We start from the raw sequence: 13,579 nt of genomic DNA on the forward strand, positions 1-13,579 counted from the left end.
GCGCCATCAGGCGCGGAAAAAACAATCAGTACAGTTTTTTCGCGCAGTCCAGCCAGTCACCTTTGAACGGACGCTTCATGTTTTCAATCGCGTCGATGATGTCGTGGTGAACCAGTTGCTCGTTCTGAATACCTACACAGCGACCGCCGTGACCGGCCAACAGCAGTTCAATGGCATATGCGCCCATACGGGACGCCAGGATACGGTCGTAGGGCACCGGAGAACCACCACGCTGGATGTGACCCAGTACGGTTGAGCGCGTTTCACGACCCGTTTCTTTCTCGATGTAATGCGCCAGTTCGTCAACGTCACACATGTGCTCAGTGATCGCCACAATCGCGTGTTTTTTACCTTTCGCGATGCCTGCTTTGATTTCAGCAACCAGATCGTCACGGCTGAATTCCACTTCCGGAACCACCACAAACTCACAGCCACCAGCAATGGCAGCCGCCAGGGTCAGATCGCCACAGTAGCGGCCCATCACTTCAACGATGGAAATACGCTGGTGAGAAGAAGAGGTATCACGCAGACGGTCAATCGCTTCGACTACGGTACCCAGAGCGGTGAAATAACCGATGGTGTAGTCGGTGCCTTTGATATCGTTGTCGATAGTGCCAGGCAGACCGATGCATGGGAAGCCCATTTCAGTCAGGCGTTTTGCCCCCATGTATGAACCGTCACCACCGATAACAACCAGTGCGTCAATGCCTCGCTTTTTCAGGTTTTCGATAGCCACGGCACGCACGTTTTCGTCGCGGAATTCCGGGAAGCGGGCAGAACCGAGGAATGTACCGCCACGGTTGATCATGTCGGACACGCTGTAGCGGTCAAGTTGAACCATACGGTCTTCATACAAACCCAGGTAGCCATCATGGATCCCCATGACTTCCAGCCCTTCCGTCAACGCTGCACGTACAACACCACGGATTGCTGCGTTCATGCCCGGCGCATCACCGCCGCTTGTCAACACACCGATTTTCTTAATCATGACTACCTCTGAACTTTGGAATGCAAAATGAAATCTGCTGCCGGAAGTCGATTCCGCATATCGAAACGATCCAACGAATATGCAGATAGTATAACAATCACTTCCTGCTGAATTGATTCAGGTCAGGCCAAATGGTGGTAATTTATACACAAAATGCTGGCCCGGTTCACTTTTTTTACAACGAATTATAAAAGCTCAAACATCTTGCCTTCCTTGGGTACGACCGAACAGGGATCCTGATGAATGATGACATCCGATCCCGGGAAACGCCGTAAAATTGCCTGCTCTACCTGTTCAGCCACTAAATGCGCCTGAACGAGCGGCAGATTATCTTCCATTTCCAAATGAATCTGAATAAAGCGGGTCGGCCCTGACTGCCGCGTGCGAAGATCGTGAGCGCCGCTGACTCCAGGCCAGGACGTCACAATATCAATAATTTCCTGACGTTCTTCATCGGGTAAAGCGCGATCCAGCAAAGACTGTACCGCCTCATAACCCATGCGTAATGCACTATATAAAATATAGATGCCAATCCCGAGCGCAAACAAGGCATCTGCGCGATGCCAGCCGTACCATGCCAGCCCAAGCGCCACGAGAATCGCACCGTTCATCATAACATCAGACTGATAATGAAGCATATCCGCCCTAACGGCCTGACTTTGCGTGCGCTTCACCACCCAGCGCTGAAACGAGACCAGAATGATTGTACACACTAACGCAATGATGGTGACAACCACCCCGACGCCAGGATCTTTCATTGGCGTGGGTTGGATGAGATGCTGAATCCCGGTCAGGAATAAAAACAGCGCCGAACCGGAAATAAACATGCTTTGCGCCAGCGCCGCCAGCGATTCCGCTTTTCCGTGTCCGAACGTATGTTCATCATCGGCCGGTTGCAAAGAATAGCGCACCACCAACAGGTTGGTTAACGACGCGGCGATGTCCACCAAAGAATCCACCAGCGCTGCCAGAATACTGACCGATCCGGTGTACCACCACGCAAAAATCTTGATCAAAAGTAACAGCGATGCCATCACGGTCGCCGCGATAGCCGCCCGGCTAACCAGCCGCCCATAGGTTTGATTCATAAACACTCCTGCCATGATATGCCGCTAGTATAACGGATGAAGTAAAACAGTCAGGCAATAACCGAGTGACAAATTTTGGGCAAAAAAAACCCCCACATCATGTGGGGGAAGACAGGGATGGTGTCTATGGCAAGGAAAACAGGGTTACTACTGGGAACGTGAGTTGCTACTACTCAATAAATTCAACGATGAGCTTTTTTTCCAGTGCGCTACGTCGCGCAGTTGCTCCATTCGTTGTTCATGTCTCTCATTTAAAACCGCTTGCTGCTCGGGCGTTAACAGGCGATACATCTGGTTGCGAACCTTGGCTATTTCAACCTGGCGGGCAACCTGTTCTTGCGCCATTCTTTCTGCCTGAGCGCGCACAGCGCGTTCATCAAATTTCTCTGCGGTGACAAGGCGATGCATTGTCTCCATTTCGCTAACATTAACAGGAGGCTGTTCGTGTCTTGCCTGCTGCATTAAATCTCGCATCTGTTGACGTTGATGTTCGGTTAAACTGATACCGTCGAACATGTGGCTCTGAACGCTGCGTTGCGCGGAGCCTTCACCCAGGTGCCAGTGATCGCCTGTGACGACTTCAGCTGCATGGCTTAAAGTACTCAGTGCCAGCGTTGAGGCCATGACGGCAGCGGTAACTTTGCCCATCACTTGCTCCCAAAATCTTTTCTGTCGCGATTCAACGAGAGACAGTTTACGATTCGGGCTGCAAACATGCGTCAGGGGGTGTAAAACAACGTAAAGTCATAGATTAGCGACGCCTGATGACGTAATTTCTGCCTCGGAGGTACGTAAACAATGAATAAAATCCTGTTAGTTGATGATGACCGAGAGCTGACTTCCCTGTTAAAGGAGTTGCTCGAAATGGAAGGTTTCGATGTGCTGGTTGCCTATGATGGGGAACAGGCACTTGAGCTTCTGGATGACAGCATCGATTTACTTTTGCTCGACGTCATGATGCCGAAGAAAAATGGCATTGATACGCTGAAAGCACTTCGTCAGACACACCAGACACCCGTAATCATGCTGACCGCTCGCGGCAGCGAATTGGATCGCGTACTTGGCCTTGAGCTGGGCGCGGACGACTATTTACCCAAACCGTTTAACGACCGTGAACTGGTCGCGCGCATCCGCGCTATTTTGCGTCGCTCACACTGGAGCGAACAGCAGCAGAACAGCGACAACGGTTCGCCGACTCTGGAAGTGGATGCGTTAAGCCTTAATCCGGGTCGCCAGGAAGCCAGCTTTGACGGGCAAACCCTGGAATTAACCGGCACCGAATTCACCCTGCTCTATTTGCTGGCACAGCATCTCGGTCAGGTGGTTTCGCGTGAACACCTGAGCCAGGAAGTGCTGGGCAAACGCCTGACGCCTTTTGATCGCGCGATCGACATGCATATCTCGAACCTGCGTCGTAAGCTGCCAGAACGTAAAGACGGACACCCGTGGTTTAAAACCCTGCGCGGTCGCGGCTACCTGATGGTCTCCGCTTCATGATAGGGAGCTTAACCGCACGCATCTTTGCCATCTTCTGGTTGACGCTGGCACTGGTGTTGATGTTGGTACTGATGTTACCCAAGCTTGATTCACGCCAGATGACCGAGCTACTGGACAGCGAGCAGCGCCAGGGGTTGATGATTGAGCAACACGTTGAAGCTGAACTGGCGAACGATCCACCCAACGATTTGATGTGGTGGCGTCGCTTGTTTCGGGCGATAGACAAGTGGGCGCCGCCAGGACAGCGGTTATTGCTTGTTACGACGGAAGGACGCGTGATCGGCGCAGAACGCAACGAAATGCAGATCATTCGTAACTTTATTGGTCAGGCTGATAACGCCGACCATCCGCAAAAGAAAAAATACGGTCGCGTTGAGATGGTCGGGCCTTTCTCCGTCAGAGACGGCGAAGATAACTACCAGCTGTATCTCATTCGACCTGCCAGCAGCTCACAATCTGACTTTATCAATCTGTTGTTCGACCGACCGCTGTTGTTGCTGATTGTCACCATGTTAGTCAGCTCTCCGCTACTGCTCTGGCTTGCCTGGAGTCTGGCGAAACCGGCGCGTAAGTTGAAAAACGCGGCAGATGAAGTGGCCCAGGGCAACCTGCGTCAGCATCCGGAACTGGAAGCCGGTCCGCAGGAGTTTCTGGCGGCAGGCGCCAGCTTTAACCAGATGGTGACGGCGCTGGAGCGAATGATGACCTCGCAGCAACGCCTGCTGTCGGACATCTCCCACGAGTTGAGAACGCCGTTGACGCGTCTGCAGTTGGGCACCGCGCTGCTGCGCCGTCGTAGCGGTGAAAGCAAAGAGCTGGAGCGTATTGAAACAGAAGCACATCGACTGGACAGCATGATCAACGACCTGCTGGTGATGTCACGCAATCAGCAGAAAAACGCGCTGGTCAGTGAAACGGTGAAAGCCAATCAGCTGTGGGGCGAAGTGCTGGATAACGCCGCCTTTGAAGCCGAGCAGATGGGTAAATCACTCACGGTGAATTTCCCGCCGGGCCCGTGGCCGCTGTACGGCAACCCAAATGCGCTGGAAAGCGCGCTGGAAAACATTGTGCGCAACGCCCTGCGTTATTCACACACTCAGATTGAAGTTGGCTTCGCGGTGGATATCGATGGGATTACCATCACTGTCGACGACGATGGCCCGGGCGTTAGCCCTGAAGACCGAGAACAGATTTTCCGTCCGTTCTATCGTACCGATGAGGCGCGCGATCGCGAGTCTGGCGGAACAGGTCTGGGTCTGGCGATTGTTGAAACCGCAATCCAACAGCATCGTGGCTGGGTGAAAGCCGAAGACAGCCCGCTGGGTGGTTTACGGCTGGTAATTTGGTTGCCGCTGTATAAACGCGCTTAACAGGCTTCCCCGGTAACGTCGTACCGGGGAAGTTCTCACATTATGCTGCCACAGTCGCAGCCGCTAGCTTTTGCTTTTTAATCCGCTTCACCAGAATGGTCGAACAGATAAAGCCCATTAAGCTGAATGCAATCATCACGCTAAAGACATAGTTATAGCCCGTGATGCCGCTATTGGTATCCAGTAAATAGCCGTATAACGTATACGCAAACATGGCGGGCATATAACCGATGATACAGCCAAATGCCATCGCCGAACCGGCATATTCACGCGGGGTACCAATCTCATCCATTGGTGCAAAGAAAATGGCGCGCTGTGAGAAAATAATCGCCCCAAATCCTAGCGTCGCCGCCATACCGATATACACATTCATCGTTTGATGTGGCAACAGCATAAAAACAACCATAGCAGCAGCAGAGATCAGAAACGTCCACTTCAGGTAAACCGTAGGTGATTTAGCAACCTTATCCGCCAGCAGCCCACCAATCGGCCCTCCCACCATTTTCAATGCATACTGGTTGATGATGCCGTACGCGCCGACGAGCGCTACCGGCAGCATGTAGATATCTTTTAAGAATGGGATGAAGTAAGTCAGGCCACAGTACGCGGCGTAAACAAAGAAAATCCCTAAAGAAGCCAGCCAGACGTTAGGGCAGGACAACACATGTTTGATACCCTTTAAGACTTCCATGTTGGCACTGGTTTTCTCGCCGCCTTTCACTTTGTCATCATCGACAATAAAGTAAGTGAGAACGCCCGCAGCCAGCGTAATTAGCGTATAAAACAACAGACCCGCCTGCATCCCCGCTTTACCTTCACCAAACTGGACGAAAACAAACAGAGCGCCAGAAGCGACGATAACATCCACCACGCCACGTCCGGCTTCTAAAAAGCCAAACATGCGCCCTTGTTCTTCTTGCGTACCTAGCAGACGCACAGCTTTCAATAACACCGGCCAATAAACCACATCGGCAAAGAACGCCATTGCGGCAAAGCAAATAAGATAACCGGTAAATGACGGTAGCGTCGCCAAATATAAACCGCATAGTCCAACGCCGATCAGACCAAATGGTAATAATATTTTCTTGGAATAACGGTCTGCGATATAGAGCGACAGAAAAAGCCCGGTTGTCTGAACAATCGTATAAACGGTAAAACTTAAACCAATTTGCGTATTGGTTAAACCCCAGTCACTTTGCATTGGCACATAGAAAACGTCTTTCATACTTGAAAGTTTGAATATTGTGCCGCCGCCTAAAATTAAAAAACAGAGCCTTGCCCATTTATTCATGAACATAATTAAACCCTCATTGCTTGTTGAGAGAAATATTTAAATTAAATCATGCAGTTAATAAATTAAGAGAGTTATTTTCATAACCCTTTTCGCATTTAATAATATTTAAAGAAGTTTATTTATTACTTGTAAACTTGTCGCATAAATCACGGATATACTTTATTTGAGCAAGAGCATGTTCTTTTTCCTGCGCCAGTCGCGCATCAATCATGTTACTGTCGGGCAGCGGCGTATAGCTTGCATCGCGCCATGGGATCCAGGGATTCTCACCTTCATCATCAAAACGAAATGCCGGAGCATAATATTCAACTTCCTCTTCCAGACCAAAAGCATTTACTTGCGGTTTATCCTCACCTAAAAGTAATAATGCCTTAAGCATCTCTTCCATTGGTAAATCACCGTATCCTGAACGACAAGCCTCATGCCCCCAGCCTTTACCTTCTTTAATAATTTTTGCGTCTTTGATATGCACCTGAGTGATTAGAGGGGACATGACTTCTAACGCAGAAAGCGGCTGCTCATTGGCGTTAATCATGTTGCCAAAATCAAACAGAATAGAGAGATTCTTCATTCCACTATTATTAACCAGCGTCACCAGTTCATGGCCTTGCAGATCTTCATGCTGTTCGATAGTAAAGCTTAGTCCGCAATCGTCATACTGAGACAGCCACGCAATATCATTGGCAATCTTTGCCATGACATCGTTGAGATGTCCTTCATAGCGCGGGTAGAAACGTACTGAAGTTGCGCCAGTTGCCACAGCAATACGGATCGCATCCGTCAATGTCGCCTTGTCCGATGCGCTCGTTTCAATATGTACATCGAGGTTATATTTTTTTGCCTTTTCTTTAAAATCGTGCAACTGCCGATCGTTTAGTTTCTGCAGTGATTGGGACTCACCATCCTCAACATGTATTTTCACTCCCTTTAATTGTTGCTGATGCGCAATATCCAGAAGATCGCCCGGAAGGACTCTCTCATAGCGCATATTCAGATGAAAGGCATAAGCATGTAGGTACAGTGGTATATTTCTCGCACGTTCAGCGAGAAGTTCTTGGTTGCATTTTCCCATTATTTTTCTCATTCATCACGAATAACAAGTTCCACAGATTCAAGTCGCCAGTATTCAAAATCAACCTGAACCACTTTTTTATCTCGGGTAGCCCGATGTTTTTCTACTAAAATTCCATAAGTATTAGGCGCAACGCCCAACTCTTTGCAGGCCACTTCTGGCATATTGACCGGTTTAAAAATCATTTCTTTGATATTTAAAGCATGACCAAACGCATCTTCCCAGACGCTGGCAAAAGACTGATTGCCCAATTTGTTAATGAATCCTGGCGCAACATCAGCATCAATATAGGACTCATGGTAAAACACTTTATGCGAATCAAGACCACACCAACCGGTAACTAAATAGCGATCACCGGAGGAGAGAAAAACATCATCAACATGGTGCGGAACCGTCGCAATCGTTTCTTTGGTTAAATAACCCCAAAAAGGCTTGCGCCCCTGAGCACAGGCTTCAGCATTAAAGCTGGAAAGTGATTTGGGATTATAAATAAATCGCTTCGATGAAATAAACCAACCACTGCGGTTCTTTCGGAAGATACGCGCATCGATCTCAAGCTCAATCAGAACCTGACGTAAAGTCATGCGCTTCGCATCCAGCAACTCACATAACTCTCTCTCCGAAGGCAATTTAGAGCCCGCTGGCAAATTATTCTCGTTTAACCAGCTTTCAAAGCGCTCTCTAAGCACATCAACATTGTTTTTCTTTTTCATCTTGCTCATCTGGTTTAAACCAATTTAAAGCTAAGATATTTGAGTGCAGGAAATACTCAAGTTTTTTTTCAACACAGAGTTTCTTTTTGTGGGCCAGGTATCAAGAATGGACTGAAAACATGGCGTGACAGGCAGGTTTTTTTACCCGCTTTAGTATGCAGAGATTAGTATGCAGAGATAAGAACCACGAGAGAGGCAAATCAGGTGTTACCACCTGATTTAATTGCATGGCCAGAATGGCTTTATTTTCCCCACAAACGGCGGGAATTGTCTTCGATCTTGCAGCTTAAACGACGCTTTTGCATCGTTCTGGTCCAGCTTTTCGATAACCCGGCAGCCGAGAGTAAACGGTGATATTGTGAGTCATCAAACGGCATATGCCAGGCAATGGCAATCGCCTCCCGCACGCTGACGTCGCTGACGCGTGAAGCCAAGATCAAAGGCGCGTCCGCCGACACCTGGCCTGGAGCGATGACGCTACACAACCAGCCCGTCTTGCCTGCCTCCTGCATCTGGCTGGCCATATCGCTGATGCCAAAATGGAAATTCAACTTAAAGCACGGCGAGCGCGGCTGCGTGACCTGAATCAGCGCATCTCCCCACTGGAAAATGTCGCCAATAAATACATTCTCTTCCGTTAGCCCCTCAGTAGAGAGATTCTCGCCAAACGCGGGCGCGACAAAGCGCTCTGCCTGCTCCGGAAACTCTTGTCTCCAGTGCTGATAGTGTTCACGCGGATAGTGGCACAGCGCGCGATCCGGCCCACCGTGAATTTTCGTTTCCGCCTGTTCATCACCCGTCAGCCCCAGTTCGGTCAGCATCAGCTCGCCGTCAACCTGGACCTTAGCAATCGCGCTGGGACGGCTTCCCGTGTAGTCCCGAACCTTGCCTGTAAAAACATCGACCGGATATCGCATCTGTTCCCTCTCCCGATAAATTTCCCCCATTACACCACATTTATTTTACCCCAGTCGCTCAAAATGAGAGCACGGTTCACATGAAACTTAGGGACACATGCTATCAATGTAATCTGGTTTTGAAACATCATTTCAAATAAGGAGTCAACAACGTGACTGGTCAATCGCAATTTGCTGGCGTCTGGTGTCCTTCCATTACGCCAATGGATAATGACGGCAAGATCGATCTTAACGGTCTGAGCCAGCATCTCAAACGCCTTACCGAGGCCAAAATCGACGTGATTTTGCTGATGGGTAGCATCGGGGAATTTGCCTCCTTTACGCTCGAAGAAAAGCTGTTACTGATCCGCGAGGCCCGCGCTATGAGCTCGCTGAAGATGGTCGCCAACGTCTCATCCACCTGCCAGAATGATGTGCTGTTGATGGCGCAGGAAGCGTATCGCGCCGATTACGACGCCGTGATGATCCTGCCGCCTTACTACTATGGGCAAACGGCAAAACAGCTGCTGAGCTACTTCCGTCAGTTGGGGCAGAAGCTCAGCGGTAAATGGTTTGCCTATAACTTTCCGGCGCGCACTGGTTGCGATTTAACGCCCGAACTGGTTGCCACCCTCGCCGCCGAGTTCCCCAACTTCGCAGGCATTAAAGATACCGTCGACTGCCAGTCCCATACTCGCAGTATGATCCAGACCACCCGCGCCGTACGGGAGGATTTTGCCGTGTTGTCCGGCTATGACGAATACTACATTCCTAACCTGCTGGCAGGCGGCGCGGGGGTGATTTCAGGATTAAACAACGTCATGCCTGAACTGTTTGTCAGCGCACGGGAAGCATTTAAACAGGGCGACCTGACAGCACTTCGCGACATTCAGGACCAGATTGGCACCTACATGTCCATCTACGCCATCGGCGAAGATTTCGTCACCACCATCAAAACCGTGGTATCGCGTAAGTTTGGCTATTGCACCGGCGTGTCACGAAATGCCGGCGGAGAGTTGAACGAGGGTGAGTGTCGGACCATCGATGAGGTATTTGTCGTCAAAGCCTAAATCGTTAAGCCGGATGGAACAGACCATCCGGCAAAAGAGACTTACTTCACGGCGCTACGAATATCAATTTCCGCCGCCCTGGCTTTAACTCTTTTCGACCAGATGGAAGTGATAATCGGCACCAGAATGGAGGTCACAATCACCGACGTGGCGACAAGGGAAGTTGCTGCCGGCGCCATCGGTTTAAATGCCGGAACCATTTCAGCAATCAGCACTGGCGTAGCGACCGCCGCACCGGCTGAGCTGGAGGCCGCAATCCCCGCTGTGCCATCGCCGCCACCAATCAGTTTATCGGCGATAATCAATGGAATACCGGTAATGATAATTACCGCCACGCCCAGCAAAATACCCAGTACACCGGTCTGCGCAATCACGCTCAAATCAATGGTGTTACCAAGCGCGAAGGCAAAGAAAGGAATCAATGTCTGCACCGCTTTGCTGAAGAACTCCCGCAGCTCAGGGTCCAGATTCCCCAGCGCAAAGCCAATCAGGAACGGTAATACGGCCCCCACAAACACGTGTGGTTCAAACGAAGCGATCCCGGCGGTTCCCAGAATCACCATAGTCATCAGCGGGCCAGACTCCAGCGACATCAGGACAAACGCCCCGGCCTCTTCTTTGGTGCCGTACTGCTGCATAATCGAGGCATACAGCCCGCCGTTGGTCATATCCATGGCGGCCACCAGCGCCAGCGTAGACAACCCGGCGAAGAAACCAACTTCTACACCATGTTCCGGCAGAATACGTGAAGCAATCGCCGCGACCACCCACGCTACCAGGATCTTGGTTATGACCAGCGTGCCTGATTTACGCAGTACGGTACCGGTAGCGCTTAGCTTGATCGACGCCCCCATACAAAAGAACCAGACCGCCAGAATAGGCACCGTACCGGTGATCATACCGTTGGTAAAGGAGCCGAAGTATTTCCCGGCGCCGGGGGAAAAGGTGTGACACAACGCACCCAGAAAAAGCGGCACCAGCATCATGCCGCCTGGGATTTTCTCTATCGTTCGTTTGATCTGCATTTCCATCACCTGTAGACATAAAAATGGGGCAATTTTTATGGGCGATTGCATCTTGCTTATGAGATGCGCCCGTCTTGATGAAACGAAGATAGACATTCATAGAGACTATAAAAGTGATCCCACTCGCATAATAAAACCTTGTTTCAATTTAAGTGGATCATTGTTTTTATATTGATTTTGATCACAAAAAAACCCCCACAAGCATCGCTTGCAGGGGCTTACTAAAGCGTAGAACTTATTTTTTCGCTGCGAAACGCGCGGCAGCTTCGTCCCAGTTCACCACGTTCCAGAACTCTTTGATGTAGTCCGGGCGGCGGTTCTGGAATTTCAGGTAGTAAGCGTGTTCCCAAACATCCAGGCCCACGATCGGGAAGCCGGAAGCGCCAGAGATAGCTTCACCCATCAGCGGGGAATCCTGGTTAGCAGTGGAAACAACAGCCAGTTTGTCACCTTTCAGAACCAGCCACGCCCAGCCGGAACCAAAACGGGTTGCCGCAGCTTTTTCAAATTCAGCTTTGAAGTTGTCCACGGAGCCGAAGTCACGTTCGATAGCCGCTTTCAGGTCGCCCTGCAGCGTAGTACCGGTTTTCAGACCTTTCCAGAACAGGCTGTGGTTAGCGTGGCCGCCCGCGTTGTTACGCAGTACGGTTTTCTTGTCTGCTGGCAGTTGATCCAGTTTGGTGATCAGCTCTTCAACAGGCAGGCTCGCGAATTCAGGCAAGCTTTCCAGCGCAGCGTTAGCGTTGTTTACGTAAGCCTGGTGGTGTTTGGTATGGTGGATTTCCATCGTCTGCTTATCGAAGTGCGGTTCAAGGGCATCATAAGCGTACGGCAGGGATGGCAGTGTATAACTCATAATCATCTCCAGTATTGTCGGGCGGCCAGTGTTAACGCCGCGTAAGCAGTTGGGTCATTATAGTTAATTAAATGATATTGAAAATGATTATCAATGCCGTACTTTTTACATGGCTATTATGAGGTAAAAGTGTGAGCATCACTGGGAAAATCAGGCTGATCTTGCCAATCTGAGTAGAAAATAGGCAGCGACATGAAGGACATGGGAGATAAAGCACGACATAGTCTGAAAATTATCTCACAAGGAAATATTGCTATGTCTGTCAACATCGCCCTTTTTGGTATCGGCCTCGACACATACTGGCCCCAGTTTACAGGCCTGGAGTCACGTCTTCAGGGCTATCTGCAATCAATTGATGAGCGCCTGACGGCGCAACAAGCCAGCGTGATTAATGGCGGCCTGATTGATAACGTCGATAAAGCCGATGCCCTTATCAGACGGTTGCAGCAACAGCCGATCGATGCTGTCTGTCTTTACATCAGCACCTATGCGCTCAGCTCAACGGTGCTACCGCTTGTGCAGAGTATCAATAAACCGGTCATTATTCTGGCCCTGCAGCCAGAGCCAGGGCTGCCTTATTCAACAATCCGTCAAATTCCCGATCGGGGAGGCCGTACTGGAGAGTGGCTGGCGCACTGTCAGGCCTGCAGCGCCCCCGAACTGGCAAACGTGTTTAACCGTGCGAATATCCGCTTTCAGTTGATTGTTGGCGCATTACAGGGCGATGAGTATGTCTGGCAACAAACGGCGCAGTGGCTACAGGCACTTAACGCTCGTCAAATGCTGGCAAATTGTCAGGTCGGCGTCCTCGGGCACTATTATGACGGCATGGTAGACGTTTACAGCAATATGACGAACTTGTCCGCCAAAATGGGCGTACGCTTTAAGCCACTGGAAATGTGTGAGTTGGCGGAATATCGCGAGCAGGTCAGCGAGGCAGACCTCAACGCCAAACGACAGGAAATGCACCGTGTACTTCAGTTGGATGCGGCATGCGAACCTGCAGAGCTCAACCGCGCACTCACCACTGCCTGCGCCATGGATAAACTAATTGCCCAGAATAAACTCGGTGCACTAGCCTATTACTATGAAGGCCGTAACGGCAACGCTTACGAGAACATCATCACCTCAATCATTCTCGGCAACACGCTGCTTACCCACCGTGGTATTCCCGTAGCGGGAGAATATGAAATCAAAAATGTGCTGGCGATGAAAATTCAGCAACTTCTGGGGGCTGGCGGTTCATTCTCAGAACCATATGGCATTGAATTTAATGATGATGCTGTTTTGTGGGGACATGACGGTCCGGCACACCCGCTGATGGCGGATGGTCCGGTGAGTCTGGTGCCGCTGCCGGTTTATCATGGTAAACCCGGTAAAGGTGTATCTATCCAGATGACCGTAAAATCAGGTCCGGTGACCTTTCTTTCGGTAATTGAAGATGCCGAAAACGGGGTGCGTTTACAGTATGCCGAAGGTGAAGCTGTGCCAGGTGAAGTCCTGGATATTGGCAACACCAATAGCCGCTATCGCTTCCCGTTATCAGCTCGCGAGTTCACCACACAATGGTGCATGGGCGGCCCAGCTCATCATTGCAGCATTGGCCTGGGGCACCATGGCGAGGCACTGGAAAAACTCGCCTGGCTACTGGGTATTCAGGCAGTAAGAATTTGCTAATCCTCTATATTTCCGCCCTTCTCAAAAAAGAGG

The 13,579-nt window shown here is 50.3% G+C and carries 13 protein-coding genes; 4 read left to right on the top strand and 9 right to left on the bottom strand.

What is annotated here, in order from left to right; genetic code table 11:
- Positions 1-25: 25 nt before the first annotated feature.
- The 3 genes from pfkA to cpxP all read right to left on the bottom strand — a co-directional run bounded on the left by pfkA (position 26) and on the right by cpxP (position 2,724).
- Positions 26-988: a 6-phosphofructokinase gene (gene pfkA / locus GFC06_RS03540; RefSeq protein ID WP_003028778.1), complete on the bottom strand. Its 963-nt coding sequence runs from the start codon at positions 986-988 to the stop codon at positions 26-28.
- A 185-nt stretch (positions 989-1,173) separates the two neighbouring features.
- The gene (gene fieF / locus GFC06_RS03545) at positions 1,174-2,076 is read right to left on the bottom strand and encodes a CDF family cation-efflux transporter FieF (RefSeq protein ID WP_016155246.1); all 903 of its coding nucleotides are present in this window, start codon (positions 2,074-2,076) and stop codon (positions 1,174-1,176) included.
- Positions 2,077-2,223: 147 nt separating this feature from the next.
- Positions 2,224-2,724: a cell-envelope stress modulator CpxP gene (gene cpxP / locus GFC06_RS03550; RefSeq protein ID WP_016155211.1), complete on the bottom strand. Its 501-nt coding sequence runs from the start codon at positions 2,722-2,724 to the stop codon at positions 2,224-2,226.
- A gap of 150 nt (positions 2,725-2,874) precedes the next feature.
- Between cpxP and cpxR the strand changes: the two genes are divergently transcribed.
- Positions 2,875-3,573 carry an envelope stress response regulator transcription factor CpxR gene (gene cpxR / locus GFC06_RS03555; RefSeq protein WP_006686193.1) on the top strand — a complete coding sequence of 233 codons (699 nt, stop codon included), beginning with the start codon at positions 2,875-2,877 and terminating at the stop codon, positions 3,571-3,573.
- Complete coding sequence (gene cpxA / locus GFC06_RS03560) at positions 3,570-4,943, top strand: envelope stress sensor histidine kinase CpxA (protein ID WP_016155210.1); 1,374 nt, start codon at positions 3,570-3,572, stop codon at positions 4,941-4,943. The genes cpxR and cpxA overlap by 4 nt, the downstream gene beginning before the upstream one ends.
- 40 nt (positions 4,944-4,983) lie before the next feature.
- On the opposite strand, the gene GFC06_RS03565 is transcribed toward cpxA, so the two are convergent.
- From GFC06_RS03565 to yiiM, 4 genes are all read right to left on the bottom strand, one after another.
- Positions 4,984-6,234 (bottom strand): MFS transporter, encoded by a 1,251-nt coding sequence (locus GFC06_RS03565; protein ID WP_029139693.1) that lies wholly within the window; start codon positions 6,232-6,234, stop codon positions 4,984-4,986.
- A 118-nt stretch (positions 6,235-6,352) separates the two neighbouring features.
- Entirely contained in the window at positions 6,353-7,309 is a 957-nt protein-coding gene (locus GFC06_RS03570; RefSeq protein ID WP_153689841.1) for a sugar phosphate isomerase/epimerase family protein, read from the bottom strand.
- An 8-nt stretch (positions 7,310-7,317) separates the two neighbouring features.
- Positions 7,318-8,022 carry a GntR family transcriptional regulator gene (locus GFC06_RS03575; protein WP_019077919.1) on the bottom strand — a complete coding sequence of 235 codons (705 nt, stop codon included), beginning with the start codon at positions 8,020-8,022 and terminating at the stop codon, positions 7,318-7,320.
- Between the two features lie 242 nt (positions 8,023-8,264).
- A complete protein-coding gene (yiiM, locus tag GFC06_RS03580) occupies positions 8,265-8,939 on the bottom strand; it encodes a 6-hydroxyaminopurine reductase (RefSeq protein WP_047497551.1) in 675 nt (224 codons plus the stop codon).
- Positions 8,940-9,091: 152 nt separating this feature from the next.
- On the opposite strand from yiiM, the gene GFC06_RS03585 reads away from it, so the two are divergent.
- Positions 9,092-9,988: a dihydrodipicolinate synthase family protein gene (locus GFC06_RS03585; protein ID WP_016155205.1), complete on the top strand. Its 897-nt coding sequence runs from the start codon at positions 9,092-9,094 to the stop codon at positions 9,986-9,988.
- Positions 9,989-10,029: 41 nt separating this feature from the next.
- Here the strand turns inward: GFC06_RS03585 and kdgT are convergent, their stop codons facing one another.
- Positions 10,030-11,013: a 2-keto-3-deoxygluconate transporter gene (kdgT, locus tag GFC06_RS03590; RefSeq protein WP_016155204.1), complete on the bottom strand. Its 984-nt coding sequence runs from the start codon at positions 11,011-11,013 to the stop codon at positions 10,030-10,032.
- A gap of 235 nt (positions 11,014-11,248) precedes the next feature.
- Positions 11,249-11,869, bottom strand: coding sequence for a superoxide dismutase [Mn] (gene sodA / locus GFC06_RS03595; RefSeq protein WP_016155203.1), 621 nt, complete (start codon positions 11,867-11,869; stop codon positions 11,249-11,251).
- Positions 11,870-12,124: 255 nt separating this feature from the next.
- On the opposite strand from sodA, the gene GFC06_RS03600 reads away from it, so the two are divergent.
- Positions 12,125-13,546, top strand: a complete 1,422-nt coding sequence (locus GFC06_RS03600; protein ID WP_049282360.1) for an L-fucose/L-arabinose isomerase family protein — start codon at positions 12,125-12,127, stop codon at positions 13,544-13,546.
- Positions 13,547-13,579: the final 33 nt, after the last annotated feature.

It is taken from the genome of Citrobacter braakii (genome assembly GCF_009648935.1).
Taxonomy (GTDB): Bacteria; Pseudomonadota; Gammaproteobacteria; order Enterobacterales; family Enterobacteriaceae; genus Citrobacter; species Citrobacter braakii.